Genomic DNA, 26,314 nt, shown 5'->3' with positions numbered 1-26,314 from the left:
AGCTTCCATGTGCGGTCTGCTGGCAGGTATTGGTGAGCGCAACCTGGTCCCGATCTTCGTCGAGGGTCTGCATCGACTGGAATACCGCGGGTACGACTCCGCCGGTGTAGCCGTCATCGAGGACCGCGCGCTACGTGACGTCCGTGCGGTTGGCAAGGTGGCCACCCTGGAGGAACAGATCGGCGCGGCCGGCCTGCAAGGGCCGGTGGGCATCGCCCATACGCGCTGGGCCACCCACGGGCCGCCCACCGAGGTGAATGCCCACCCCCACCGTTCCCGTGACGGCCGGGTCGCCATCGTCCATAACGGCATTATCGAAAACCACGCCCGTTTGCGAGACGAGTTGGCCGCCGCTGGCTGGCCTTGCGTATCGGCAACCGACAGCGAGGTCATCGCCCATCGTATCGAGCAGGCCCTGGTCGACGGGTCCGCGCCCCTCGAGGCCATGCGCCGGGCCTGTGCCGACCTTGAAGGCGCCTATGCGATCGCGGCGGTGTTTGTCGACTATCCGGACGAGCTGATCGTCGCGCGTTCCGGCAGCCCGCTGATCCTGGGCCTGGGGATCGGCGAGTTCTTCGCCGCGTCGGATATCCAGGCCCTGCTGCCGGTGACCCAGCGGTTCGTCGACCTCGAGGACGGGGATATCGCCCGCCTGACGCGCAAGGGAGTGGAGATCCAGGACCTGCACGGCCAGCCGGTCGAGCGCGGCATCCGCGAGAGCCGCTGTCAGGCAAGCGTTGCCGATCGTGGCGAATACCGCCACTTCATGCTCAAGGAGATCTACGAGCAGCCGCACGCGCTGGAGGAGACCCTGTCCGGTCGTCTGGGCGCGGACGCCGTGCTGGAGAATATCCTCGGGCCCGGTACCAGCGAGCGCCTGGTCGATGTCCGCGCTGTGCAGGTCGTGGCCTGCGGCACCAGCTATCACGCCGGCATGGTCGCGGCCCACTGGATCGAAGAGCACCTGGGACTCCCCGCCCGCGTCGATGTGGCCAGTGAGTACCGCTATCGGCGCCACGTGCTCGCCCCGGGCACGTTGCTGGTGGTGATCTCCCAGTCGGGGGAAACCGCCGATACCCTCGCCGTGCTGCGCCAGTCCCAGGACGAGCCGTTCCTGGCTCGTCTGGCTATCTGCAATGTCCCCGAGAGCACCATGGCCCGTGCCGCCGATCTGGTGCTGATGACCCATGCCGGGCCCGAGATCGGCGTCGCCTCGACCAAGGCGTTTACGACTCAGCTGGCCGCCCTCGCGACCCTCGTACTCCTGCTGGGCCAGACTGCCACAGCGGCCAGCATGACCGCCGAGGAACGCACGGCTGCCGTCGCCGCCCTGCGCAGTCTCCCGGATCAGGTCGCGCGCATTCTGGCCCTGGACGCTCCAGTCGCACGCGTCGCCGAGGGTCTGATGGAGCGGCAGCACGCCCTGTTCCTCGGGCGCGGGGCCCATTTCCCGATCGCCCTGGAGGGCGCGCTGAAGCTGAAGGAGATCTCCTACATCCATGCCGAGGCGTATCCCTCGGGCGAGCTGAAGCACGGACCGCTCGCGCTCGTGGACACCGAGATGCCGGTGGTTGCGGTGGCCCCCGACGACGCGCAGCTGGAGAAGCTCTCCAGCAACCTGCAGGAGGTGCGCGCCCGGGGTGGCCAGCTGATCGTGATTGGCGAGTCCAGTGCGGCGCGCACCCTGGCCCCGGAGGATATCTGGATCGGCCTGCCGCAGAGCGAGCCCCTGAGCCCCTGGCTGGCGCCGATCCTGCTGACCGTGCCGTTGCAGTTGCTGGCCTACCATACGGCCGTGCTCAAGGGCACGGACGTCGATCAGCCGCGCAATCTGGCGAAATCGGTGACGGTGGAATAGCCCCTCGCACGCGGTCCCCGCGGAGTTTCTATCAGGAAACGCTTGTATTCGCCGGGCGGGTCGGCTAGATTCGGGCGCGCTCGAATAACCGTACGATCAGGAGTATCCCATGGATCAGCAAGAGCTCAACAACCGCTGCGTCACCCTGTTTCAGTCCCCGCGTATCCAGACCAAACTCTGGAACCCGCGCATGTTCTGGAACGTTGGCCGCAAGCTGAACGTGACCCCCGAGGAACTGACCGAGCCCAAGGTCGACCTCTGCGAGCTTGAGGTGATGCTGTCCGCGGCCGCCTACGAGCCGTCCCAGTGCGCCGACAACCTGAATGGCCGCGAGTCCGGCCGCGCCGACTTCATCCGCCGTGCTGTGCAGTCCGGCCAGCGCCCGTTCCTGCGTCGCGCCGCCTGATCCGGTCTCCTGACTGGTGATGTCGAAGACCCGGCCTTTGCGCCGGGTCTTTTGTTTTGGGGCGTCGGTCAGGGCTTCTCAGGCGCGCGTCTCCAGCCAGAAGGTCACCGGGCCGTCGTTCACCAGGCTGACCTGCATGTCCGCACCAAAGCGCCCGCTGGCGACCTGCGGGTGTGACGCCTGCGCCTGGCGCACCAGATATTCGAACAGCGCCTGGCCATGCTCTGGGTTCGCGGCGCTGGTAAAGCTCGGCCGCATACCCTTGCGCGTATCGGCGGCCAGCGTGAATTGCGGCACCAGCAAGAGCCCGCCGCCGGTATCCTGAAGGCTCAGGTTCATGCGGCCTTCGGCATCCGCGAACACGCGGTAGCCGAGTACGCGCTCCAGCAGCCGCCTGGCGGCCGACTCGCTGTCCTGGGGTTGCACCGCGACCAGTGCCAGTAGCCCCGGGCCGATCGCCGCAACGCGCTCGCCGCCGATGTCCACCGCGGCCTCGGTTACCCGCTGGATCAGAGCGATCACCCCGAGGCAGCCCCGGTCCCGCCCGCGACCTGCCCCTCAAGATCATCGGCCAGGGTATCGGTCGCCGCGACCAGCTTGCGCACGATGCCTGGCTCGGCCGCCGAGTGCCCGGCATCGGCGACGATCGCCATGCGTGCCTGTGGCCAGGCCCGATGCAGTTCCACCGCCTGCTCCACCGGGCACACCACGTCGTAGCGCCCGTGCACGATCCAGCCCGGTATGTCGCGCAGGCGTGGGGCGTCGCGCAGCAGCTGGTCCGGTTCCAGGAAGGTGTCGTGCATGAAGTAGTGGCACTCCAGCCGCGCCAAACTCACGGCGACATCCGGATCGTCGAAATGGGCGATCACGTCGTCGTTCGGGATCAGGCAGGAGGTGTGTCCCTCCCAGCCTGACCAGGCGCGCGCCGCCGTGTGCCGGATCGCCGGATCCGGATCGGTCAGCCGACGGTAGTAGGCCCCGACCAGGTCGTTGCGTTCGTCCGGCGGGATGGGCTTCAGGTAGTGGGCCCACGCCTCGGGAAACAGGCGGTCGGCCCCCGACTGGTAGAACCACTGGATGTCCCGCGGCCGGCACAGGAATACGCCGCGCAGGATCAGACCGAGCACCCGCCCCGGGTGGGCCTGGGCGTAGGCCAGTCCCAGGGTAGAACCCCAAGAGCCGCCGAACACCGCCCAGCGCTCGATCCCCAGGTGCTCGCGCAGGCGTTCGATATCGGCCACCGCGTGCCAGGTCGTGTTGGCCTCCAGGCTCGCGTGCGGCGTCGAACGCCCGCAGCCGCGCTGGTCGAACAGCACAATGCGGTAGCGCTGCGGGTCGTAGAAGCGCCGATGCCACGGCTCGCAGCCCGAGCCTGGCCCCCCGTGCAGGAACACGATCGGGATCCCGTCGGGTGTGCCACATTCTTCAAAATAGAGCTCGTGGCCGTCACCGACCGCGAGCCTTCCTGTGTTGTGCGGTTCGATCTCCGGGTACAGGGTGTCCATTGATCAGTGTTTCCTAGATTGCGGGCCCCGAGTGTCGCCAAAACGCTCGCGCAGGGAAAGTCCGCAGTCCGTCTATTCGTCGATGATCTGCCCCCGGTAGACCCGGCGCCGTTGCGGCTCCACGCGGCGTTCCGGCGAGTCCGGCGCAGCTTCCGGCGGTGCCAGGTGTCCCGAACGCTGCAACTCGCTGCGCAGCGAAAGCGCGGCGGCCTGGGCGGCGCTCGACTGCGAGCGTGAGGCGTAGTCCAGGATGGCCTCCATGAAGTCCGGGTTGGTGACCGACAGACGCGCCACTGCCGGGAACTCCGCGCGCAGGTTCCGGCGCAGCTCGGCGGCCAGGCTCAAGCGCTTGCGATCGTGCATATCGGTCCCCCACCGTTGAAGCGCCTGTCCAAACCGTATGCAAACCCGGTGCCATGCGGCTGGCCCGCAGTCGCTGGCGGGCGCCGGGATTTATTGCTTCTACCGGGTGCATAACGGTGTGTGCCTGCACCGACAATGGGCGCCATCCGGCAACCGCTGCGGATATGGCGGCGCTTGCGAAGCAGGCCTCGCCGCCCTATGTTGCGGGCCATGGAAACGCCCACCGTCCCCGCCTCCATCCGCCGCCAGGCCGGCCGCGCCATCGCGGACTTCGACATGATCCGCGAGGGTGATCGCATCCTCGTCGGGCTGTCCGGCGGCAAGGATTCGCTGACGCTGCTGTGGCTGCTGCACAACCTGGCGCGGCGGGCACCGGTGCGCTTCGAGGTTGGCGCGGTCACGATCAACCCGGAGATCGAGGGCTTCGAACCGCAGCGCCTGATGGACTATCTCGGTGGTTACGGCATCCCGTATCACTTCGTCTCCGAACCGATCGCGGAGCTGGCCGGCGAGCACATGGACAACGACTCGTTCTGCTCCTTCTGCTCGCGCATGAAACGCGGCCTGATGTATCGCACCGCACGCGAACACGGTTACAACGTGCTGGCGCTGGGGCAGCACCTGGATGACCTGGCCGAGAGCTTCATGATGAGTGCCTTCCACGGTGGCCAGCTGCGCACGATGAAGGCGCATTACGCGATCGACGCCGGCGACCTGCGGGTGATCCGCCCGCTGGTCTACGTGCGCGAGCGCCAGACGCGGGATTTCGCCGAGGCCGCCGGGCTGCCGGTGATCCTCGACAACTGCCCGGCCTGCTTCGCGATGCCCACCCAGCGCGAGCACATGAAACAGCTCCTCGCACAGGAGGAGGCACAGCACCCCAGACTGTTCCGCAACCTGCGCACGACCCTCAAGCCGCTGATGACCGAGGGTGGCATCCCGCCGCGGGCAGAGCCGGCCGACTCATCCGAACCCCACGGTCATGGCCGAACGCCGGTATCTGCGTGACCGGCTGATCGCGGGCGGCCTGCGCCTGCTCGCCCGTCTGCCGCTGCGCGTGAACCATGCGCTGGGCGGGCTGATTGGCGCGCTGGCCTGGTATGGACCGACGCGTTCCGCCCGGATCACCCGCCGCAACCTCGAGCTTTGTTTTCCCGACAAGGATGCCGCCTGGCGCCGTCGGGTCGGGCGCGGATCGCTGATGGCCATGGGTCGGGCGCTGACCGAGTCCCCCTGGCTCTGGCAGGCCTCTGCCCAAACCCTGGAGCGACTGGCGGAGCCGGCCCGATACGCCCGCCTGCGCGAACGCGAGGGCGGGCGCGCATTGTTTCTGTGCGCCCCGCACCTGGGTTCCTGGGAGTTCGCCGGGCTGCAGGCCGCCTGCCACGGGCCGATGGCCACCCTGTACAGCCCGTTCAAGACCCCCGAGATCGACCGTTGGGTGCGCGAGGCGCGTGCCTCGACGGGTGCCACCCTGGCCCCGGCCGATCGCTCCGGGCTGCGCGTGCTGCAGCAGGCGCGTGATCGTGGCGAGATTATCGGGATCCTGCCGGATCAGAGCCCGAAGGGCGCCTCCGGTACGCATGCCCCGTTCTTTGGCCGCTCGGCGCTGACCATGACCCTGCTTCCGCGCCTGCTGCGTGGGCGCGAGGATCATGTCGTGTTCCTGTTCGCCGAACGCCTGCCGCGGGGCCGTGGTTTTCGCTATCACGAGATCGAGGCGGGCCCCGAGGTGGCCGACCGCGACTTCGGCCGCGCGGCTGCGGCGATCAATGCCCACGTGGAGGCCCTGGTGCGGCGCTGCCCGGAGCAGTACAACTGGGCTTACAAGCGCTTTTATCCGGCCCCCGAAGGCCAGCCCGACCCCTATCGTTGAGGGCGTCCGCGCACAAAAAAGCCGCCGGACCCGGAGGTCGCGGCGGCCAGTGCCTCTGGCCCCGAGGGGCCGGAAGCGGGTGCCTTACAGGCTGTAGTACATGTCGAACTCGACCGGGTGGGTGGTCATGCGCATGCGCGTGACTTCTTCCATCTTCAGGTCGATGTAGGCATCGATCATGTCGTCGGTGAACACGCCACCCTGGGTCAGGTATTCGCGATCCTGGTTCAGGGCTTCCAGCGCCTGGTCCAGCGAATGGCAGACCTGCGGGATGCCCTTTTCCTCTTCCGGCGGCAGGTCGTAGAGGTTCTTGTCCATCGCGTCACCCGGGTGGATCTTGTTCTGGATGCCGTCCAGGCCGGCCATCAGCATCGCGGCGAAGGCCAGGTACGGGTTGGCGGTGGAGTCCGGGAAGCGCAGCTCGATGCGGCGGGCCTTCGGGCTCATCACGAACGGGATGCGCAGAGAGGCCGAGCGGTTACGCGCGGAGTAGGCCAGCATCACCGGCGCCTCGAAGCCCGGCACCAGGCGCTTGTAGCTGTTGGTGGACGGGTTGGTGAAGGCGTTCAGCGAGCGGGCGTGCTTGATGATGCCGCCGATGTAGTACAGCGCGGTCTCGGACAGGCCGCCGTACAGGTCGCCGGAGAACAGGTTCTTGCCGTCCTTGGACAGCGACTGGTGCACGTGCATGCCGGAGCCGTTGTCGCCGACGATCGGCTTGGGCATGAAGGTCGCCGTCTTGCCGTGCATGTGGGCGACGTTCTGGACCACGTACTTCAGGATCTGTACCTCGTCCGCCTTCTGGGTCAGCGTCGCGGCACCGACACCGATCTCGCACTGGCCGGCGGTGGCGACCTCGTGGTGGTGTACCTCGGTGTGCAGGCCCATCTCGGTCATCACTTCGCACATGGTCGAGCGGATGTCGTGCAGGCTGTCGACCGGCGGGACCGGGAAGTAGCCCCCCTTCACGCCCGGACGGTGACCGATGTTGCCGTCTTCGTAGACGCGCTCGGAGTTCCAGGAGGCCTCGGAGGAGTCCACGCGGCAGTAGGAGCCGGACAGGTCGGCACCCCACTTCACGTCGTCGAACACGAAGAACTCGTTCTCCGGACCGAACAGCGCGGTGTCGGCGATGCCGGTGCTCTGCAGGTAGGCCTCGGCGCGGCGCGCCAGGGAGCGCGGGCAGCGGTCGTAGCCCTGCATGGTGGCCGGCTCGACCACGTCGCAGCGGATGTTCATGGTCATGTCTTCGAAGAACGGATCGAGGACGGCGGACTCCGCGTCCGGCATCAGGATCATGTCGGACTCGTTGATGCCCTTCCAGCCGGAGATCGAGGAGCCGTCGAACATCTTGCCTTCTTCAAAGGCCTCTTCGTCGAGTTCATGGGCCGGCACAGTGACATGCTGTTCCTTGCCCTTGGAGTCGGTGAAGCGGAAGTCGACAAAGCGGACTTCCTTTTCCTGGATCTGTTTCAGCACGTCGGCTGCGGACATGGGAGTCTCCTTAGGTTTGCTCTTGGTCTTTGGGTTCGCCGTCCCGATTCGGGTGGGGCGACTACGATGCGGTTCTATGCAGGCATCATGCCATTTCGCCGGAATGGCCCTGTGACGGTGGTTCCGGATCGGTTGGAAGTACGCGGCTTTCCATGCTGCACGATATTCGTGCGGAGTCGGCACCACATTAGTGCATCAAGGCTTTTCGTGCACATCCGTGGTGCATGGGCGATAGAGGATTTTCACTTCGCCCAGACGTCCCTCGAGTCGCGGATGGCCCTGCAGCGACTGTGACAGGGTCTCGCCGCGCGCGTTCAGGTCCGCGGGCGTGCATGCCCCGTCAAGGCGCAGTGTCAGGGTCAGGTGGATGCGCCCATTTAGGTAGTGCATGGAGAGCTGTTCCAGGCGATCCAGTTCCGGGATGTCGGCCCAGGCCTCGCGCACCGCCTCGGCGACCTCCGGACGCAGGGGCAGGTTCGAGCTTCGGGCCTGATCTTCGTCGTTTTCCGGATCCACATGAACCGTAAAATCCCGCAGCCGCTCATGGCGCTGGGTGACGGCCCAGTACACGGCATCGGCAATCCGGTGTCCCTCGGAAACCGAGATCATCGGGGCGACCTGGATATGTACATCGGCGACCACGTCGCTGCCGTGACGCCGCGTACGTAGCATGTGCGCATCCTTCACCCCGGGCACCTCCATGATCGTGTGACGGATGCGCGCGACCTCCTCCGCATCCAGCGCCGTGTCGATCAGTTCGGACGCGCTGCGTACGATCAGGCGTCCGGCGATATGCAGGATGAACAGGGCGACGATCAGGGCTGCGAGGGCGTCGGCCCAGGGGAAGCCCGCGACCGCCGCCCCGACCCCGATCAGGACGAACAGCGAGGAGATCGCATCCGTGCGGTGGTGCCAGGCGTTGGCATCCAGCATGCGCGATCCGATCCGTTTCGCGACCCGGTGGGTGTACTGATAGAGCCCTTCCTTGGCGACCAGAGTCAGCACCGCAAACGCGAGCGCGGCCGGGGCCGGCCCGGTCGCGGCTGCGGTATCCACGAGCCGCTGCCCGGCGGCCCAGGCGATGCCGAGGCCAGCCAGTGCCAGGAACACGCCGACGACCACGGTGGCCAGGGTTTCGATGCGCCCGTGCCCGTACGGGTGGTCATGGTCGGGCGAGGCGGCGGCCTTGCCGGCGGCGAACAGCACCACACCATCGGTGATCAGGTCCGACAGCGTGTGCACGCCGTCGGCGATCAGCGCCTGCGAGTTCAGCAGCCACCCACTCAATAGCTGCGCCAGGGCAAGAAAGGCATTCACCACCGCACCCACGACCGTTACGCGGCGCGTGGCGCGGTAGCGTCGGCCGTTCTCGGGCGAGATCGTCGATTCGGAGTTGGCGCGGGGGTCGCTCAGGACGTCTCTCCCAAACAGGGTCAGGCCTTCAGTATGGGCCTGCATCGGAGGCATGCAAGACACCCGTGCCTACACTGGCGGTGGCCGCAGCCGGAGCCCGGCCGATATACTGTGCGCTTTGCCCTGATCCGGGACCCCGCATGTCGCAAGAACGCAATCCGTCCAGCAGCAGCCCGACCTTCCAGGACTTGATCCGCCGTCTGCAGGACTACTGGAACGACCACGGCTGCGTGGTGCTGCAGCCCTACGACATGGAGATGGGGGCCGGCACTTTCCATCCGGCGACCTTCCTGCGCTCGATCGGGCCGGAACCGTGGCGTGCGGCCTATGTCCAGCCCAGCCGTCGTCCGACCGACGGGCGCTACGGCGACAACCCCAACCGCCTGCAGCACTACTACCAGTTCCAGGTGCTGCTGAAACCATCGCCGCCGGATATCCAGGACCTCTTCCTGGGCTCGCTTCAGGCGCTGGGCTTCGACACCCTGACCCACGACGTGCGTTTCGTCGAGGACAACTGGGAGTCCCCGACCCTCGGCGCCTGGGGTCTGGGCTGGGAGGTCTGGCTGAACGGCATGGAGGTTACCCAGTTCACGTACTTCCAGCAGGTCGGCGGGCTGGACTGCTACCCGGTCTCCGGCGAGATCACCTACGGGCTGGAGCGCCTGGCGATGTACCTGCAGGGGGTGGAGAGCGTATTCGACCTGGTCTGGACCGTCGGCCCGGACGGTCGCCCGGTGACCTATGGCGACGTCTACCACCAGAACGAGGTGGAGCAGTCTACCTACAACTTCGAGCACGCCGACCGCGACGCCCTGTTCGCTGCCTTCGACCAGCATGCGAACGAGAGCGACCGAATGATCGACTTGGGCCTGCCGCTGCCGGCCTACGAGCAGATGCTGCGCGCCTCGCACAGCTTCAATCTGCTGGACGCCCGTGGCGCGATCTCGGTCACCGAGCGCCAGCGCTACATTCTGCGCGTGCGCGAGCTGTCGCGAAACGTCGCCCGGAAGTACTACGAGTCGCGCGAGGCCCTCGGCTTCCCGCTGTGCGCCGACGACGACACGAATCGGCCCGACGCCGCCTGAACCTATCTGTACGGACCGCGCCCATCCGCGCGGCCCCGATGGACCCGACACGGACCCGACATGGCTGAAGCCCGCGAACTCCTGATCGAACTGGGCACCGAGGAGCTGCCCCCGACCGCGCTGGCACGCCTGCGCGATGCTCTGGCCGAAGGCCTGACCACCCGCCTGCGCGAGGCCGGGCTGGAGCCGGGCGAGCCCGAGACGTTCGCTACGCCACGCCGGCTGGCCGTGCTGTTCCCGGACATCCCGGGGCAGCAGCCGGACCAACTCCAGGAGCGTCGCGGCCCGGCCGTGGCCGCTGCCTTCGACGACGCCGGCGAGCCGACGAAGGCCGTGCTGGGCTTTGCCCGCTCCTGCGGCGTCGAGGTCGAGCGCCTGGAGCGCGAGACCACCGACAAGGGCGAATACCTCGTGTTTCGCCAGCTGCAGCCCGGCCGCCCGTTGGGCGAGCTGCTGCCGGACATGCTGGCGGCCGCGCTGGAGGCCCTGCCCACGCCCAAGCGCATGCGCTGGGGCAGCAGCCGCACCGAATTCGTGCGCCCCGCGCACTGGCTGGTCGTCCTGCACGGGACCGAGGTGCTGGAGATGACGGTGCTGGAGCAGACCGCCGGGCGGGCCACGCACGGCCACCGTTTCCATCAGCCCGGCGCGCTGGAGCTCAAGCGCGGCAACGACTACGCCGAGCGGTTGCGCAGCCCCGGTTTTGTCGAGCCCTCGTTCGAGGCCCGCCGCGAGCGCATCCTGGAACAGGTCCACGAGCAGGCTCAGGCCCTGGGCGGGCGCGCACTGGTGGATGCCGACCTGCTGGCCGAGGTGACCGCGCTGGTGGAGTGGCCGGTGGCCCTGACCGGCGGCTTCGACCCGCGTTTCCTGGAGGTCCCGCAGGAGGCGCTGATCTCCACCATGCAGGACAACCAGAAATACTTCCCGGTGGTCGACGAGGCCGGGCGCATGCAGCCGCATTTCATCGTCATCAGCAATATCGAGTCGCGCGACCCGCACGCGGTGCGCGACGGTAACGAGCGCGTGCTGCGCCCGCGCTTCGCGGATGCCGAGTTCTTCTGGCAGCAGGACCGCAAGAAGCGCCTGGAAGAGCGGCTGGACGCGCTGGACTCGGTGGTGTTCGAGAAACGCCTGGGCACGCTGCGCGACAAGTCCGTGCGGCTGGAGGCCCTGATGCAGCGCCTGGCCGTGCTGATGGGGCTGGATGCGAACCTCGCCGCGCGCGCCGCGCGCCTGGCCAAGTGCGACCTGGTCACCCAGATGGTGTTCGAGTTCACCGAGCTGCAGGGCACGATGGGCCGCTACTACGCCCTGCACGATCGCGAGGACGAGACCGTCGCTGCCGCGATCGAGCAGCACTACTGGCCGCGCCAGTCCGGCTCCGAACTGCCGGATGCCCCGCTGGCCCAGGCACTGGCGCTGGCGGACCGGCTGGATACGCTGGTCGGGATCTTTGCGATTGGCAAGCAGCCCACCGGCACCAAGGACCCGTTCGCCCTGCGCCGCGCCGCGTTGGGGCTGGTGCGCATCCTGGTCGAGCGCGAACTGCCGCTGGCCCTGACCCCTTTGCTGCAGGCCGCCGCCGAACCCATCCGCGAACGCGTGCCGGAGGCCGATCAGGCGGTGGAGCCGGTGCGTGACTACATCCTCGAGCGCCTGCGCGGCTACCTGCTGGAGCAGGGCCAGGCGCACGAGACGATCGAGGCGGTGGCTGCGGTCGCGCCCGATACACCGCTGGACTTCGTCCACCGTGTGCGAGCGGTCAGCCTGTTCCGCGAGCGCCCGGAGGCCGAGGCCCTGGCCGCGGCGAACAAGCGCATCCACAACCTGCTGCGCAAGGCGGGCGAGGAGGCCGAGGCCGACCTCGATCCCGAGGCCCTGGCGCTGGACGAGGAGCGCCAGCTCTACCAGGGCCTGCAGGCGGTGCGTCCCGGTGTCGAGCAGGCCGTGGCTGATGGCGACTACCTGCACGCCCTGGGCGAGCTGGCGGGCCTCCGTGATCGCGTCGATACCTTTTTCGACCAGGTGATGGTGATGGCCGAGGATGCCGCCGAGCGGCGCAACCGCCTGGCGCTGCTGCGCGAACTGCGCCGCGCCTTCGAGACCGTGGCCGATATCGGTCGCCTGGCGACGGGGTAGCGCCGCCCCATGCTCCCCCTGATCCGCGGCCTGCTGTTCCAGCTGGGGTTCATCGGCTCCACGCTGGTGTTCGGACTGCTGGTCCCGCCGCTGATCTGGCCGCTCTCGCGCCCGGCGCGCTATCGCGTCCTGACCCAGTGGGGGCGCTTCAATGTCTGGTGGCTGCGCGTCACCTGTGGTGTTGACTACCGGGTGCGGGGCACCGAGCACATCGACTCCTCGCGACCGCATGTAGTGCTGTCCAAGCATCAGTCCGCCTGGGAGACGGTCGCCTTTGTGGCGATCTTTCCGATGCAGACCTGGGTGCTCAAGCGCGAACTGATGCGCATCCCCCTGTTCGGCTGGACGCTGTCGATGCTCGATCCAGTCCCGATCGACCGCGAGGCCGGGCGTCAGGCCCTGGAGAATCTGGTCGCGGAGGGCCAGCAGCGCCTGGATCAGGGCCGCTGGGTGATCGTCTTCCCCGAGGGCACGCGCGTGGCCCCGGGCGAGCACGGGCGCTACCGCCAGGGTGGCGCGATACTGGCGGCGCGCACCGGCTATCCGGTGCTGCCGGTGGCGCTGAACAGCGGCAGCTTCTGGCCGAAAAAGGGCCTCCGGCGCTACCCCGGCACCATCGAGGTGGTGGTCGGCCCGCCGATCGAGACCGCCGGGCGCAAGCCGGTCGAGGTGCTAAACGAAGCCGAGGAATGGATCGAGACCACCATGGCCGGGATCGAGCCGCGTGCCGCGAAACCGTCGTCGGAGGAACCGCATGGCCAGTAAACCCCTGATCAGTGCGCCGCTGGTTGAGTTGCGCGATCGCAGCATCTACCGCGTGGGCGACTCGGACCCGGCCGTCTGGCTGATCGACGACCGCGAGCTGGGCGGTGTGCTGGTCAACGCCCCGGCGTACTCCGAAGCCTTGCTGGAGGCGATTCGGGCGATCACCAAGCCCGCCTACCTGTTCCTGCCCAGCCGCCATGGCGCGCAGGACCTGGAGGCCTGGCGGGCGGCGGGGCTGGAGACCCTGGCGTTCGAGGCCGAGGCGCCGGCGATCCGCGCCGCCGGCGGCGAGATCGACATCGCCTTCAACCGCAAGCAGCGCCTGTCGCGCACCATCGATTTCCTGCCGATGGCCGGGGTGACCGAGGGCACCTGTGCCCTGCGCCTGAAGAACCTGCCGGGGGTCGTGTTCTTCGGCCCCGCGCTGGCACCGGGGGCGGATGGCTGGCCTACGCTGATCCAGAACGCGGAGGATCACTCCTTCGAGGCGCGTCTGTTCGGCGCCCTGGGCGTGAAGGACCTGAAGTTCGCCTACGCCTTCTGCGACGGCTTCGACCCCGCCAGCACGCAGTACGGCCCGGACGCCGACCAGCACATTCAGACCCGCATCGAGGCGGTCTTCGACGAATAACGAAGTACTGCGATGACCCCTGCGTGTGCCGTGCGGTCGGGGGCAGTGTCGGTCGATTTCCGCGTCGCTTCGCGCTTCGCAATGACCGGGTTGTGTGTGTCAGGCGCGGGCGATCAGGGTCTGGATCACGTGGCCGGCGGCGGTCAGGCCGAAGATTGCGGGCAGGTAGGAGATCGTGCCGTTAACCGAGCGCGGGCGGCCCCCCTCGACCGGGCGGTGCTCGGTGCCCTTGCGCGGCTGCTCGATCGAGAACACCACGGGGTAGTCGAGCCGCGCACCCACGCGGCGCAGGTTCTTGCGCATCTGCCTTGCCAGCGGGCAGACGCGGGTGGCCTCCAGTGGGCCGACCCGCACGGCCGTCGGGTCGATGCGCCCGCCGGCCCCCATGCTCGAGATCACCGCCTGGCCGCGGCGCTGGGCCCCGGCGACCAGCGCGGCCTTGCAGGCGATGGAGTCGATCGCGTCGAGCACGAAGTCGGCGTCGTCCGGCACCAGATCGACGATGCTGTCCGGGCGCAGGAACTCGCGCTGGATGTTCAGCTCGATCTTCGGGTCGATGTCCCGGATGCGCGCCTCCATCACCGCGGTCTTGGGCTGGTCCAGGGTGGAACGCAGGGCCACCAGCTGGCGGTTCAGGTTGGAGGCGGCAACCACGTCGTGATCCACCAGGGTCATGCGCCCCACCCCGGCGCGGGCGATGGCCTCGGCGGCATAGCTCCCGACGCCGCCGAGGCCGGCGATGAATACATGCCGGTCGCGCAGGCCGGCGGTGACATCGGGACCCAGCAGGAGGTCCGTGCGTTCGCTGTAGGGATTGTGGGGCGTGCTCATGAATCCGGGTCGTTCGGGAGCCGGAGGACCCGGCGTGCATTTTGTGACGTGATTATAGCCATCTCGGCCGGGTCGATGTCCCGCAGGCGGGCCAGATGGCGGTTCACCTCGGCGGTCATCATGGGTTCATTGCGCTCGCCCTGGTGCCCGGCCAGCGGCTGATCCGGGGCGTCGGTCTCCACGACCAGGGCCTCCAGCGGGGCCTCGCGCACCACGCGGTGCAGTCGTTTCGCACGTTCGTAGGTGACCGGCCCGCCGATGCCCAGGCAGCAGCCGAGATCCGCCGCCTGCCGGGCCTGCTGCGGCGAGCCGATAAAGGCATGCAGGATGCCGATCACGCCGGGGTACTGGCGCAGGCCCTTCAGGACCGCGTCCAGCGCCCGGCGGCTGTGGATGATCACCGGCAGGTCGCGTTCGCGGGCGATCGCCAGCTGCCGCGTGTAGAAGCGCCACTGGCGGTCCCAGTCCAGCCCGTCCTTGTAGCCATCGAGCCCGATCTCGCCGACCGCGATGGCCTCCGGGTGCATCTCCAGCCAGGCCTCCAGGGCGTCGAGGTCCGCGTCCGCATGATCCTGCAGGAAAATCGGGTGCAGGCCGTAGGCGATATGCAGACCCGCGTGCTGGCGGTGGAGGGCGTCGAGGTCCGGCCAGCGCGCGCGGGTGACGCCTGGCAGGACCAGCTCCTGCACCCCGGCGGCGCGGGCGCGGTCCAGCACCGCCGGGCGATCCGGGTCGAACGCGTCCAGGTCCAGGTGGACGTGTGTATCGATCAGGTGCACCGGGCCCCGTCCCGGATTTACGGGCAGGGGTAGGTGTAGCGGGCGTGGATGGCCTCGATGGCCTCCAGCACGGCGTTGGACAGGGTGATGTCGACGGTTGCGATGTTCTCGCGCAGCTGGTCCATCGTGGTCGCCCCGACCAGGTTGCTGGTCACGAAGGGCTGCTGGTTGATGAAGGCCAGCGCCAGCTGCGACGGCGTCAGGCCGTGATCGCGCGCGAGGCGTGCATACTCCGCGGTGGCGGCCAGGCCCGATTCGTTGCTGTAGCGCTGGAAGCGCTCGAACAGCGTCAGGCGCGCCCCTTCGGGTTTCGCCCCGTCCAGATATTTGCCGGAGAGCATGCCGAAGGCCAGCGGCGAATAGGCCAGCAGGCCGGCGTCCTCGCGGATGGCCATCTCGGCCAGCCCCGCCTCGAAGCTGCGGTTGAGCAGGTTGTAGGGATTCTGGATGGTGACGATGCGTTCGGACAGGCCGCGGTCATGGGCGCGGATCCACTCCATGAAGCCCCACGGGGTCTCGTTGGAGATGCCGATGGTGCGCACGCGGCCGCTCTCGACCACCGCCTTCAGCGCTGCCGCGGTCTCCTCGATCGGGGTCGCGCTTGCATCCGGCTTGTGGACGTAGCCGAGCTGGCCGAAGAAGTTGGTGGAACGGGCGGGCCAGTGGACCTGGTAGAGATCCAGATAGTCGGTCTGCAGACGTTTCAGGCTGTCGTTCAGGGCCTGCTCGATGTGTTCGCGGTTCAGCTGCGGGCCGCCGCGCAGGTAGTCGATCATGCCGGGGCCGGCGACCTTGCTGGCCAGCACCACCTGGTCGCGGTTGCCGCGTTTCGCCAGCCAGTTGCCGATATAGGTCTCGGTCAGGCCCTGGGTCTCCGCGCGCGGCGGGACCGGGTACATCTCGGCGGCATCGATCAGGTTCACGCCCTGATCGAGCGCGTAGTCCAGCTGTTCGTGGGCCTCGGCCTCGGTGTTCTGCTCGCCCCAGGTCATGGTGCCCAGGCCGATCAGGCTGACCTCGATATCGGTACGTCCCAGTTTGCGGTATTGCATGTCAGTCCCTTGGTTCAGGTGAACAGGGTGAGGACCCCGGTATAGCCGTACAGGCGGTTGGCGAAGATCTCGCCATTGGCGAAAAAGCCGACCAGGGGCACATCTCCCAGACCCTGCTGCACGATCGCCAGTTCCGTGCCTTCCTGGCCGAACTGGTGACGCCCGCGCCCGATGCAGGAGACATAGACCGCCCCGCGAATGCCGTTGGGGGCCTGGGCGCGGATCTGCTCCAGCATGCGTTCGAGGTCCTCGCGGGCGGCCTGGCCGTCGCGGCGCACGAACAGGATCTTCTGCCCGGGCTCCAGCAGCTCGCCGACCGCAAGAACTTCCTGGTCGAGATCCACGCCAATGATATTGCGGACCCGGTAGTCACCGGTGTCGGAGCCCGGGATCGGGAAGCCGACCAGGATGTAGCCCAGCGCCCGCTCCAGGTCGCGCGACAGGACGTCGCCGATGATGCCCTTGAATGCCGGCAGCGCCCGCTGACCGTCCAGCTGCACGATGATGTTGCGCCAGGTCTCGGTCAACTCGTGCTGGCCGGGCAGTGGGGTGCAGCCCTGGCTGTGTCGCGCCGCGATCGCGACGTCGTCACGCAGCGCCAGCCCGGTGATGCCGGACGCGACCACACCATCGGCGATCTGCACCGCCCCCTCCTCGCCGGAGTGGATGCCGCCGGTGGCGAACCAGGCAGTCTGGTCGCCGATCTCGGTCAGCACGGCCTCCACACCCTCCGTGCGCGGATCGGCATTGAGCAGCAGGCGGCCCGGGGTGGCGGGGTCGAGAAAGCCGTCCAGGGCCTGCTTCAGCTCGTCCAGGCTGTGGACCGGACGCTGGATCACGCGTGCCGAACTGGCCGGGAAGTCGCCGACCATCAGGGTGATCGCCGGGTCTTCGTAAAACTCCTGATACGGTCCGATTACGGCCATGCCCATGCCGCCGACGAAATGGTCTACCCCGAGTTCCTTGCGCAGCGTGTCCATGACCAGGCGGGCATTGCGGCTCAGCGCGTCGGAGACGTAGATAAAGCCCACGCGCACGGTCTCCGGCTCCCGGGGCGGCAACGCGCCCAGCCCCTGGATCAGTTCCGTGGCGAGGGTGCGCGGATCATGGCCGCTGGCGGCGGTACTGACAAAGCGTTCCATCGGGGTCCTTGGTTCCGTCACAGCCCTAGCTGCTCCAGCATGCTGAGGGCCTCGTTGTCGGTTTCGGGGATGCCGCGCCGGATGGTCATCCGGTCGTTCTCCGCGAACTCCAGGCGGGCATGGTGGCGGGTGTCCAGCTCCTCCAGGAACCAGGCGATCTCGGAGGGGTGGACCGCACGCTCGCCCCGCATCAGGTGGCGCGCGAGGATTGCGTCCTCGCGGACGTCCAGATAAAGCGGCTGGGGCAGCGCCAGTGGCAGCACATGGGTCTGTACCAGCCACTCGATCGGCGTGGGACGCCGCGCCGGCAGGCGGCGGCTGTCGATGCGGAAGTGCCCGCCGCCGCCGGGCTGCTTCAGCAGCTCCTCCAGCCAGTCGCCCTCGAAGCCCTGATGCACGATCAGCGAGCGGCCGGTGTAGCGGCTGCGAAAGCGTTCCATCTGTTGCGCGGGGCGCGGCCCGAACACTCCGAACACGGCAACTCCATCGGTCTTTGCAGGATCGCCGGAATGCTAGCCCAAACGCCTGCAGCCACAAAAAAGCCCCGCCGGAGCGGGGCTAGGGGAACTTCCGGAGCGCTTGTGCTCAGCCGCGACGCGCCAGCATGTCGTGGATGATCGGCGCGAGGATGACCTCCATCGCGAAGCTCATCTTGCCGCCGGGCACCACGATGGTGTTGGGCCGGGACATGAAGGAATCGGGCAGCATGTTCAGCAGGTAGGGGAAGTCCACGCCGAACTTCTTCGGCTCCCTGAAGCGGATCACCACCATGCTTTCGTCCGGGGTGGGGATGTCGCGGGCGATGAACGGGTTGGAGGTGTCCACCGTCGGCACGCGCTGGAAGTTGATGTCGGTGTGGCCGAACTGCGGGGTGATGTAGTTCACGTAGTCCGGCATGCGGCGCAGGATCGTGTCCACAATGGCCTCGGCGGAATAGCCGCGCTCGGCGTTGTCGCGGAAGATCTTCTGGATCCACTCGAGGTTCACAATCGGCACCACGCCGATGCCCAGATCCACGTGCTGCGCGGCATTTACTTCACCGTTCACGACCAGGCCGTGCAGGCCTTCGTAGAACATCAGGTCGGTACCCGGCTGGATCTCTTCCCAGGGGGTGAACTCGCCCGGGCCGAGGTTGGTGCCGAGACGCTCGTTGTGGGCGGCGGCTTCCTCGTCGGAGTGCAGGTAGTAGCGCTTCTGGCCCTGGCCGGTCTCGCCATAGGTCTTGAACAGATCCTCGATGCGATCGAACAGGTTGGCCTCGGGACCGAAATGCGAGAAATGCTGATTGCCTTCGTCGGCGGCCTTCTTCATGGCCTCCTTCATCGCCTTGCGGTCATAGCGATGGAAGCTGTCGCCCTCGATGACGACCGGGTTGATCTGTTCGCGACGGAAGATCGACTCGAACGAGCGCTTGACGGTGGAGGTGCCGGCCCCCGAGGAACCGGTCACCGCAATTACGGGATGCTTCTGGGACATGGGATTTCTCCTTGCAAACGGGTTGCGCAAAGGTGGTGGAAAGGGAGTCTAGAAAATCAGGTTGAGCATGAACATGGCGACCACGGCAAACAGGATTGTCATGATGCCACCCGCCTTCATATAGTCCTTCACCCGGTAACCACCGGGGCCCATGATCAGGGCGTTCACCTGGTGGGTCGGGATCAGGAAGGAATTCGAGGTGGCGATCGCCACGGTCAGCGCGAAAACGCGCGGGTCGGCCTCCATACCCGCCGCCTGGGCGGCGACCGCGAAGTTGATCGCCAGCGGGACCAGCAGCACGGTCGCGCCGACATTGGACATCACCAGCGTAAAGAACGTGGCCAGCGCGAAGATCGTCGCCTGCAGCACCCAGGGCGGGACGGTCCCCAGCAGCTCCAGCGTGTTCTGCGCAATCCAGGCGGCGGTGCCGGTGTTCTCCACCGCCATCCCCAGCGGTATCAGCGAGGCCAGCAGGAACACGGTCTTCCAGCTGACCGAGCGGTAGGCGTCGTCGAGGCTGATCACGCCGGTCAGGATCATGCCCAGTGCGCCGGTCAGCAGCGCGACCGACAGCATCAGGTCGGTGAACAGGATCAGGCCCACCGTGAGCGCCAGGAAGAACAGCGCATGCGGGACCTTGGAAGGACGCAGTTCCTCGCGCGGGTAGTCGGAAGTGATCACGACAAAATCGCGATCCTTGTCCAGGCGCGCCAGTGACTCCCAGGTGCAGTGCACGACCAGGATGTCGCCGATCTCCAGTGGGATGTCACGCAGGCCCTCGCCGAAGGTCTCGCTGCCGCGCTGGATTCGCATCACTGACAGGCCATAGGTCTGGCGCATGGCCAGTTCGGTGACGGTCTTGCCGGCGAGATTGGACCCTGGCGCGATGGCGACCTCGGCCACCCCGGAGCGGCTGGTGTCCAGCGCATTCGCGAATACGTCGAGGCGGGTGGTCGGCCGCTTGCGCGTGCCCTCGCACAGCTTTTCCATGCGCTCGGGGCTGGCGAGCACGGCCAGGTGCGAGTTGGCCTGGATCTCGTAGCCGGTCCAGGGGGCCATGCGCAGCTCGTCGCGCACGTAGGTGCCGACGATCGCGATCCCGGTCTCGCGCTCGATCTCGGCCACGGTGCGGCCCACCAGCGGGTCCTTCTCAGGCACGAAGACCTCGTGGATCTCGTAGGACAGGCCGTAGACCCGCTGGAAGTACTCCTGGGCGCTCTCGCGCTGCGCGGACTTGGACTTGACCGATGGCAGTACGAAACGGCCCAGCACCACGAAGTAGACGATGGTGGTGGCGAGCAGCGCGAGGCCAATCGGGGTCACGTCGAACAGCTGGAAGGGCTCCATGTTCGATGGCAGCAGGTCGTTCAGCAGGATCAGCGGGCTGGAACCGACCAGGGTGATGGTGCCGCCGACGATCGCGGCGAAACCCATGGGCATCAGCAGGCGCGACAGTGGTATCCCGAGGCGGCTGGAGATCCGGCTCATCACCGGCATGAACAGCGCGGCCGCGCCGATGTTCTGCATGAAGCTCGAGATCACGCCGACGGTACCGGAGACCGTCGGAATGATGCTCTTCTCGGTGGTACCGCCCACGCGCATGATGAACGCGGCCACCTTGTGCATTACGCCGGTCTTGTCGAGCCCGGCGCCGATGATCATCACCGCGATGATCGCGATCACCGCATTGGAGGCAAAACCGCTGAACAGTTCGTCCTGCGCGACCAGCAGCCCGAGCCCGGGCACCAGCGTCAGCAGGCCGAGCAGCACCATCACCGAGATGGCAGCCAGGTCCACACGGATGACCTCCGTCACAAACAGGAAGATGGTGAACGCCAGCAGCGCGAGCACCACGATCATCTCGGTGGTCAGCGTAAGGTTTTCCATGTATCGATTTCGTGTCCTGAAGACCCGCACCGGACGGTGCAGGGCCGGGGCTGAGGGGGCTGGCGAGCGGCCCTGGCCGGTAGCCAGTGGCGTGGGAGGCGTCGCCGGTGCTCCCCCTTGGAAGCGCGCGATTATTTCATCCCGGGCGGTTGGACGCAAAAACCGGGCCGTTTGGACCTTTCGCGAGACGCTGGCTGTCGTACGCCGGCCGGTCGGTTATGCTGAACGAAAACCGTCAGGGAGACGCCCCATGTCCGATGCCCCGCTTTGCCGTTTCGAGACCATCGTGCTGGCGACCGACGGGTCCGAGTTCAGCGAGTCGGCCGAGGCCGTTGGCCTGGATCTGGCTCAGCGTTGCGGGGCCCGGCTCATCCTCGCCCGTATCATTCCGACCGATACGCAACACGACGCGCTGTCGCCCCGGCGCAGCCACGATGCGAGCGTGACCGCGCAGGGCGACCTGGACGTGCTCGAGAAAAAGGCGCGCGAACAGGGCCTTGATGCCCTGCCCATCCTGCGTCACGGGGTGGACCGGCACCAGGAGATCGTCAAGATCGCCGAGGAATACAAGGCTGGACTGATCGTGATCGGGCGCCGCGACCGCAACGATCTTGCACGTCTGATGGTCGGCGACGCGACGCGCAAGGTGGTGGGCACGGCGCCGTGTAACGTCATGGTCGTTCCGCGGGGCGCGCAGGCGCCGCACCGGGGGTTGCTGGTCGGGACCGACGGCTCCGAACTGGGCGATCAGGCGGCGCGTGCGGCGATCGAGCTCGCCGGCTATTGCCAGTTGCCGATTACTATCGCCTCGGTCGCCGTGCCCGGCCAGAGCGAGGAGCGTCGCCAGGAGGGTGTCGATGCGATCCAGCGCCTGCAGGGCGAGGCCCGGGAGCAGGGCCTTCAGGCGGACGCGACCTTCGAGGAAGGCCGCGCCGAGGTCACCCTGATTGACGTGGCGCGGCGCGATAACCGTGACCTGATCGTCGTGGGCAGCCACGGGCGCACCGGCCTCAAGCGTCTGCTGATGGGTTCGGTATCCGAGCGCGTGATCGGCGGCGCCGACTGCCCGGTGCTGGTGGTCAAGGAGCTCAACGACTAGGGAAGCATTTGTTTCCCTGGTCGCACCCCCTGGTTCACGATTCCCCCTGAACCCTTCCGCCCGGCGTTTGCCGGGCTCTTCAACTGGATTTCTCTAGGGAAACACTGATTCATGTACACACTCGCGTTGGTACCCCAGGTTGTCCGAGACAAGGCGCGTCGTGCAGCGGGTAGTGGTTCTACCCGCCCGTTCTTGACTGGTTCGGGGCGCAACGCCGGATCGGGGAACCTGGGGTGCCAACCCCACAACTTAATGGACGAAGGGGCTCGGCCGCTTTTGCGTGCGCACTGCGTTGCGGCTCCCTTGTGCAGAATGACTGCACGGCGGTCACCGCGCCTTGTTCGCACGCAAAAGCGACTCGAGCGCGAGCGTGTACATGAATCAGTGTTTCCCTAGATCTCGATGGCTCTGCTGACCCTGCGCGATATCCACCTGGCCTACGGCATGGCCCCCCTGCTGGACGGCCTCAACCTGAGCCTGGAGCCCGGTGAACGCGTGGCGGTGGCCGGGCGCAACGGCGAGGGCAAGTCCACCCTGCTCAAGGTGATCGCGGGTGCGATCCAGCCGGACTCGGGCGAGGTGGTCCGCCAGGACGGCCTGACGACCGCATACTTGACCCAGGAGCTGCCACCCGGGGTCGACGGCACGGTGTTCGATGTGGTCGCCGAGGGGCTGGGTGAGGCCGGGCAGTTGCTGGAGCGTTTTCATCACTTGAGCCAGGCCGCCGCGGGTGGTGATGCCGAGGCCCTGGAGAAGATGGGCCCGGTCCAGGCCCGGCTGGAGGCGATCGACGGCTGGAGCCTGCAGAACCGGGTCGAAACGACGCTTTCGCGCCTGGAACTTGACCCCGAGGCCGGTTTCGCCGCGCTCTCCGGCGGGCTCAAGCGCCGCGTCTGGCTGGCGCGCGAGCTGGTGTGCGAACCGCAGCTGTTGCTGCTGGACGAGCCGACCAACCACCTGGATGTCGCCGCGATCCGCTGGCTGGAGGAGTTCCTGCGCGGGAGCGGGCTCACGGTGGTGTTCATCAGCCATGACCGCCAGTTCATGGAACAGGTGGCCACCCGCATCCTGGAGCTGGACCGCGGCCAGGTGTACGAGCATCCGCCCTCGATCGAGGCCTTCCGCACGCGCCAGGCCGAGCGTCTGGAGGTCGAGGCGCGTCAGCGCGCCGAGTTCGATCGCAAGCTGGCGCAGGAGGAGACCTGGATCCGCCAGGGCATCAAGGCGCGGCGTACGCGCAACGAGGGCCGGGTGCGCGCCCTGCAGGCCCTGCGCAAGAAGCGCGCCGAGCGACGCGAGCGCGGGGGGCAGGTGCGAATGCAACTGTCGCCCGAGCAGCGTTCCGGGCGTCTGGTGATCGAGGCGGAGCACGCGGACTTCGGCTATGACGACATGCCGGTGGCGCGTGACGTCAATCTGCTGCTACAGCGTGGCGACGCCCTCGGCATCGTCGGACCCAATGGCGCCGGCAAGACCACGCTGCTGCGCGGGCTGCTGGGTCAGGTGGAGCCGCTTGCCGGAACGGTGAAGTTGGGTACCCAGCTCGAGATCGCCTATTTCGACCAGGCCCGCGCGCGTCTCGACGAGACGACCACCGTGCAGGATGCGGTCGGCGAGGGCCGCGACCGCGTCACCGTGAATGGCGAGACCCGGCATGTGCTGAGCTATCTCGGGGACTTCCTGTTTCCGCCGGAACGCGCGCGCCAGCCCGTATCGGCCCTGTCCGGTGGCGAGCGCAACCGGTTGTTGCTGGCCAAGCTGTTCCTGCGCCCGGCCAATCTGCTGGTCCTCGACGAGCCCACCAACGACCTGGACGTCGAGACCCTCGAGCTGCTGGAGCAGCTGCTGATCGAGTACACCGGCACGGTGATCGTGGTCAGCCACGATCGCGCCTTCCTCGACAATGTCGCCACCAGCACGCTGGTGCTGCCCGGGGATGGCACGGTCGAGGAGTTCGTCGGCGGCTGGTCGGACCTGCCCCCTCGCGTGACACATCGCCTGCTCACGCGTGAAGCGGATACCGGGACCCGGGAGACACCTGCCGCACCCGAGGCCCGGTCCGAGTCGACGCCCGCGACCCCGGAACCACCACCCCGCGCCCGCAAACTCTCTTACAAGGAGGGACGCGAACTGGAGGCCCTGCCGGGCCGGATCGAGGCACTGGAAAACGAACACCAGTCACTGGCCGAGGCCCTGTCGGACCCGGAGGTGCTGCGCGATGGCGAGCGGGTGCGCGAGATGCAGGCCCGGCTGGAACAGGTCGAACGTGACCTGGCGGCGGCTTACGAGCGCTGGGAGGCGCTGGAATCACCCTGATCCTTTCCGCGTCATCCGGTGTGATGGGATTCTCAAAACGGCCGGGCTCAACTTCAGGGGAATGCGGCCGTAACAGGGGATGAATCGTCTCTACAGGCAGCGGAATGACCCGCTTGCACGTGATGGCATGCGCCCGGCAGAAGGCGCGAAGGAAGGAGTCAACACCATGCTGGACAAACTCTCCATTCGGGGGCTGCTGATCGCCGGCTTCGGGCTGGTCGTCGCGATCCTGATCATCAATTCGCTGCTGGCGCTGCGTGCCCTGAATGTGGGCGGACAGGGCGTGGCCGAATTGACCCAGTCCGACTATCCGGCCGTGGCGCGCGTCAATGAGGTGGAGCAGCTGTTGCAGGAGAGTGCCGCCTTTCTGGGCTTCTACCTGATGAGCGAGGAAGAGGAGCACCGCGACGCCTGGCTGAACGCGATGGACGAGCTGGACGTCGCCATGGATGCCCTGGTCAACGATCCGGTCGTGCGGGGCTCGGATGAGCTGAGTGCCTCTGCGGAACAGGTGCGCGCGAACATCGATGGCTTTGCCGCGCACCGTGACCGTCTGATTGAAGTGGCCGAGGACGTGGCCCAGAACATGCCGGCCCAGGGTGTCGCCAACTCGCGTGCCAATCCGGCAACCATGCAGATGACCCAGCTGACCAGCACCATGATCGACGAGGAGATGGCGCGGGCACGCTTCCAGCGCTCGTTCGAGCGTCTCGGCGATTTCTACAGCCTGCGCACCAACCTTTTGCAGATCACCTCGAACCTGCGCGGTTTCATCGCGTTTCGTGATGACTCCTTCGAGCAGAACCTGCGCCTTTATCTCGGGCAGACCCATGACGTCCTGGCGCGGCTCCTGGAGCAGTACGACGAGCTCGACTTCGAGCAACAGATCGCGGTCGAGGACTTCGAAGGGCTTCTGAACGATCTGGATAGCGCGATCCAGGACATCGTTCGTATCCACGGCAGCGAGGAGGCCCTGCAGGACGCATTCCTGATCCGTACCGAGGTCGGCCCCGTGATCTTCGAGGCACGTAATGAACTGCAGCAGTTGTCCGAGCGCATCACCGGCCGTGCCGAAGTGTCCGCCGCCGAGCTGACCGCGACCATGCGCAATACCCAGGTGACGCAGGGCGTGCTGGCGCTGATCGGCGTGATCCTGGGTGTGGCCGGCGCGGTGTTCATCATCCTGGTGGTACGCCGTGCGCTGGCCCACTCGACCGAAGCGCTGGAAGAGATCGCCGACGGCGATGGCGACCTCAGCCGTCGCCTGGACGAGAACGGCCTGCTGGAGACTGCCCAGCTGGGGCGCGCGTTCAACCGCTTCACCGACAAGATTGCGCAGGCGATCGGCAATGCCCGCAGCGGGACCGAGACGCTGAACCGGGCCACCGAGAACCTGAATCAGGAGGCCTATCAGGCCCGCGAGGTGGTCTCGCGTCAGCGCGACGAGACCGAACGCGTCGCCACCGCAATCAACGAGCTTCAAAGCAGCGCCGAGGAGATCGCGCGCAACACCGACGCCACCTCCCAGGCCGGGCAGGAGGCCAGCGGCGCGGTGAACAACGGCGCCGACGTGATGGAGAAGAACATCGAGTCCATGTCCTCCCTGCTGGGCACGGTCGAGCAGGCCGCCGGTACGGTCGCCAAGCTGGGTGAAGACTCCAAGCAGATCGGCACCATCCTCGAGGTGATCCGTGGCGTGGCGGAGCAGACCAACCTGCTCGCACTGAACGCGGCGATCGAGGCCGCCCGTGCCGGCGAGCATGGCCGCGGGTTTGCGGTGGTGGCCGACGAGGTGCGCAAGCTGGCGACCCGCACGCAGGAGTCCACCGACGAGATCGAGAGCATGATCTCGCGCCTGCAGACCGCCACCAGCAGCGCGGTGAAGGCCATGGAGCACGGCCAGGACGAGGCCGAGACCACCATGGAGCACACCGCCGAAGTGAACGGGGCCCTGCAGCAGATTCGGCAGTCGGTGACCACGATCGTCGAGATGACTGACCAGATCGCGGTTGCCGCGCGTCAGCAGAGCACCGTGGTCGAGGACATCAACCGCAATATCGTGCAGATCTCCGACGGGGCGGACCAGTCGGCCAATACGGCGGATCGGGTCAGTGCGGCCTCCGACGAGCTCAAGCAGGTGGAACGCGAGATCCAGCAGGCACTGGCCCAGTTCCGCTTGTAGTGTCGCTCGCGC

General features: G+C 67.3%; 23 protein-coding genes. 11 read left to right on the top strand and 12 right to left on the bottom strand.

Translation table 11 applies throughout. From position 1 onward, the window contains the following. The first annotated feature begins 7 nt into the window (after positions 1–7). Together glmS and TK90_RS12970 are read left to right on the top strand one after the other, a co-directional pair. Positions 8–1,858, top strand: coding sequence for a glutamine--fructose-6-phosphate transaminase (isomerizing) (gene glmS, locus TK90_RS12975; protein WP_012983945.1), 1,851 nt, complete (start codon positions 8–10; stop codon positions 1,856–1,858). A 109-nt stretch (positions 1,859–1,967) separates the two neighbouring features. Next, positions 1,968–2,264 (top strand): hypothetical protein, encoded by a 297-nt coding sequence (locus tag TK90_RS12970; RefSeq protein ID WP_012983944.1) that lies wholly within the window; start codon positions 1,968–1,970, stop codon positions 2,262–2,264. A gap of 78 nt (positions 2,265–2,342) precedes the next feature. On the opposite strand, the gene dtd is transcribed toward TK90_RS12970, so the two are convergent. The 3 genes from dtd to TK90_RS12955 all read right to left on the bottom strand — a co-directional run bounded on the left by dtd (position 2,343) and on the right by TK90_RS12955 (position 4,132). After that, a complete protein-coding gene (dtd, locus tag TK90_RS12965; RefSeq protein WP_012983943.1) occupies positions 2,343–2,786 on the bottom strand; it encodes a D-aminoacyl-tRNA deacylase in 444 nt (147 codons plus the stop codon). Next, positions 2,783–3,769, bottom strand: coding sequence for a prolyl aminopeptidase (pip, locus tag TK90_RS12960; RefSeq protein WP_012983942.1), 987 nt, complete (start codon positions 3,767–3,769; stop codon positions 2,783–2,785). Before pip ends, dtd begins: the two co-directional genes overlap by 4 nt. 72 nt (positions 3,770–3,841) lie before the next feature. Continuing rightward, complete coding sequence (locus tag TK90_RS12955; RefSeq protein WP_012983941.1) at positions 3,842–4,132, bottom strand: hypothetical protein; 291 nt, start codon at positions 4,130–4,132, stop codon at positions 3,842–3,844. Between the two features lie 210 nt (positions 4,133–4,342). On the opposite strand from TK90_RS12955, the gene TK90_RS12950 reads away from it, so the two are divergent. Beyond that, on the top strand, positions 4,343–5,140 hold the full coding sequence (locus TK90_RS12950) for an ATP-binding protein (RefSeq protein WP_041444367.1): 798 nt from the start codon (positions 4,343–4,345) through the stop codon (positions 5,138–5,140). After that, complete coding sequence (locus TK90_RS12945) at positions 5,115–6,008, top strand: lysophospholipid acyltransferase family protein (RefSeq protein WP_012983939.1); 894 nt, start codon at positions 5,115–5,117, stop codon at positions 6,006–6,008. Before TK90_RS12950 ends, TK90_RS12945 begins: the two co-directional genes overlap by 26 nt. Before the next feature lie 84 nt (positions 6,009–6,092). Here TK90_RS12945 and glnA read toward each other — a convergent pair whose 3' ends face one another. Together glnA and TK90_RS12935 are read right to left on the bottom strand one after the other, a co-directional pair. Continuing rightward, a complete protein-coding gene (glnA, locus tag TK90_RS12940) occupies positions 6,093–7,502 on the bottom strand; it encodes a glutamate--ammonia ligase (protein ID WP_012983938.1) in 1,410 nt (469 codons plus the stop codon). Positions 7,503–7,697: 195 nt separating this feature from the next. After that, positions 7,698–8,969: a cation diffusion facilitator family transporter gene (locus TK90_RS12935; RefSeq protein WP_012983937.1), complete on the bottom strand. Its 1,272-nt coding sequence runs from the start codon at positions 8,967–8,969 to the stop codon at positions 7,698–7,700. Between the two features lie 86 nt (positions 8,970–9,055). Here TK90_RS12935 and glyQ point away from each other — a divergent pair, with 86 nt between their 5' ends. Genes glyQ through TK90_RS12915 form a run of 4 tightly spaced genes read left to right on the top strand, consistent with a single transcriptional unit; the run spans position 9,056 to position 13,538 of the window. After that, complete coding sequence (gene glyQ, locus TK90_RS12930) at positions 9,056–10,000, top strand: glycine--tRNA ligase subunit alpha (RefSeq protein WP_012983936.1); 945 nt, start codon at positions 9,056–9,058, stop codon at positions 9,998–10,000. A 60-nt stretch (positions 10,001–10,060) separates the two neighbouring features. Next, positions 10,061–12,142, top strand: coding sequence for a glycine--tRNA ligase subunit beta (gene glyS / locus TK90_RS12925; protein ID WP_012983935.1), 2,082 nt, complete (start codon positions 10,061–10,063; stop codon positions 12,140–12,142). A 9-nt stretch (positions 12,143–12,151) separates the two neighbouring features. Then, positions 12,152–12,907 carry a 1-acyl-sn-glycerol-3-phosphate acyltransferase gene (locus tag TK90_RS12920; RefSeq protein WP_012983934.1) on the top strand — a complete coding sequence of 252 codons (756 nt, stop codon included), beginning with the start codon at positions 12,152–12,154 and terminating at the stop codon, positions 12,905–12,907. After that, positions 12,897–13,538 carry a hypothetical protein gene (locus TK90_RS12915; protein WP_012983933.1) on the top strand — a complete coding sequence of 214 codons (642 nt, stop codon included), beginning with the start codon at positions 12,897–12,899 and terminating at the stop codon, positions 13,536–13,538. Before TK90_RS12920 ends, TK90_RS12915 begins: the two co-directional genes overlap by 11 nt. Before the next feature lie 99 nt (positions 13,539–13,637). Here the strand turns inward: TK90_RS12915 and TK90_RS12910 are convergent, their stop codons facing one another. The 7 genes from TK90_RS12910 to TK90_RS12880 all read right to left on the bottom strand — a co-directional run bounded on the left by TK90_RS12910 (position 13,638) and on the right by TK90_RS12880 (position 20,705). Continuing rightward, positions 13,638–14,369, bottom strand: a complete 732-nt coding sequence (locus TK90_RS12910; protein WP_012983932.1) for a ThiF family adenylyltransferase — start codon at positions 14,367–14,369, stop codon at positions 13,638–13,640. Further along, on the bottom strand, positions 14,366–15,148 hold the full coding sequence (locus TK90_RS12905; protein WP_012983931.1) for a TatD family hydrolase: 783 nt from the start codon (positions 15,146–15,148) through the stop codon (positions 14,366–14,368). The genes TK90_RS12910 and TK90_RS12905 overlap by 4 nt, the downstream gene beginning before the upstream one ends. A 17-nt stretch (positions 15,149–15,165) precedes the next feature. After that, positions 15,166–16,200 carry an NADP(H)-dependent aldo-keto reductase gene (locus TK90_RS12900; protein WP_012983930.1) on the bottom strand — a complete coding sequence of 345 codons (1,035 nt, stop codon included), beginning with the start codon at positions 16,198–16,200 and terminating at the stop codon, positions 15,166–15,168. A 14-nt stretch (positions 16,201–16,214) separates the two neighbouring features. Next, positions 16,215–17,342: an FIST C-terminal domain-containing protein gene (locus TK90_RS12895; protein WP_012983929.1), complete on the bottom strand. Its 1,128-nt coding sequence runs from the start codon at positions 17,340–17,342 to the stop codon at positions 16,215–16,217. Positions 17,343–17,359: 17 nt separating this feature from the next. After that, a complete protein-coding gene (locus TK90_RS12890) occupies positions 17,360–17,818 on the bottom strand; it encodes a hypothetical protein (RefSeq protein WP_012983928.1) in 459 nt (152 codons plus the stop codon). Between the two features lie 109 nt (positions 17,819–17,927). Beyond that, complete coding sequence (locus TK90_RS12885; protein ID WP_012983927.1) at positions 17,928–18,818, bottom strand: phosphoribulokinase; 891 nt, start codon at positions 18,816–18,818, stop codon at positions 17,928–17,930. A gap of 48 nt (positions 18,819–18,866) precedes the next feature. Next, a complete protein-coding gene (locus TK90_RS12880) occupies positions 18,867–20,705 on the bottom strand; it encodes an SLC13 family permease (protein ID WP_012983926.1) in 1,839 nt (612 codons plus the stop codon). 250 nt (positions 20,706–20,955) lie between these two features. On the opposite strand from TK90_RS12880, the gene TK90_RS12875 reads away from it, so the two are divergent. From TK90_RS12875 to TK90_RS12865, 3 genes are all read left to right on the top strand, one after another. Next, on the top strand, positions 20,956–21,804 hold the full coding sequence (locus TK90_RS12875; protein ID WP_012983925.1) for a universal stress protein: 849 nt from the start codon (positions 20,956–20,958) through the stop codon (positions 21,802–21,804). A gap of 402 nt (positions 21,805–22,206) precedes the next feature. Further along, positions 22,207–24,120: an ATP-binding cassette domain-containing protein gene (locus TK90_RS12870; protein WP_012983924.1), complete on the top strand. Its 1,914-nt coding sequence runs from the start codon at positions 22,207–22,209 to the stop codon at positions 24,118–24,120. A 166-nt stretch (positions 24,121–24,286) separates the two neighbouring features. Next, positions 24,287–26,302 carry a methyl-accepting chemotaxis protein gene (locus TK90_RS12865; RefSeq protein WP_012983923.1) on the top strand — a complete coding sequence of 672 codons (2,016 nt, stop codon included), beginning with the start codon at positions 24,287–24,289 and terminating at the stop codon, positions 26,300–26,302. Positions 26,303–26,314 lie beyond the last annotated feature (12 nt).

Origin of the sequence: Thioalkalivibrio sp. K90mix, from assembly GCF_000025545.1 — a bacterium.
Taxonomy (GTDB): Bacteria; Pseudomonadota; Gammaproteobacteria; order Ectothiorhodospirales; family Ectothiorhodospiraceae; genus Thioalkalivibrio.
Note: the sequence above shows the minus strand (reverse complement) of the source record. Positions and strands in the feature narration are given on the sequence as shown.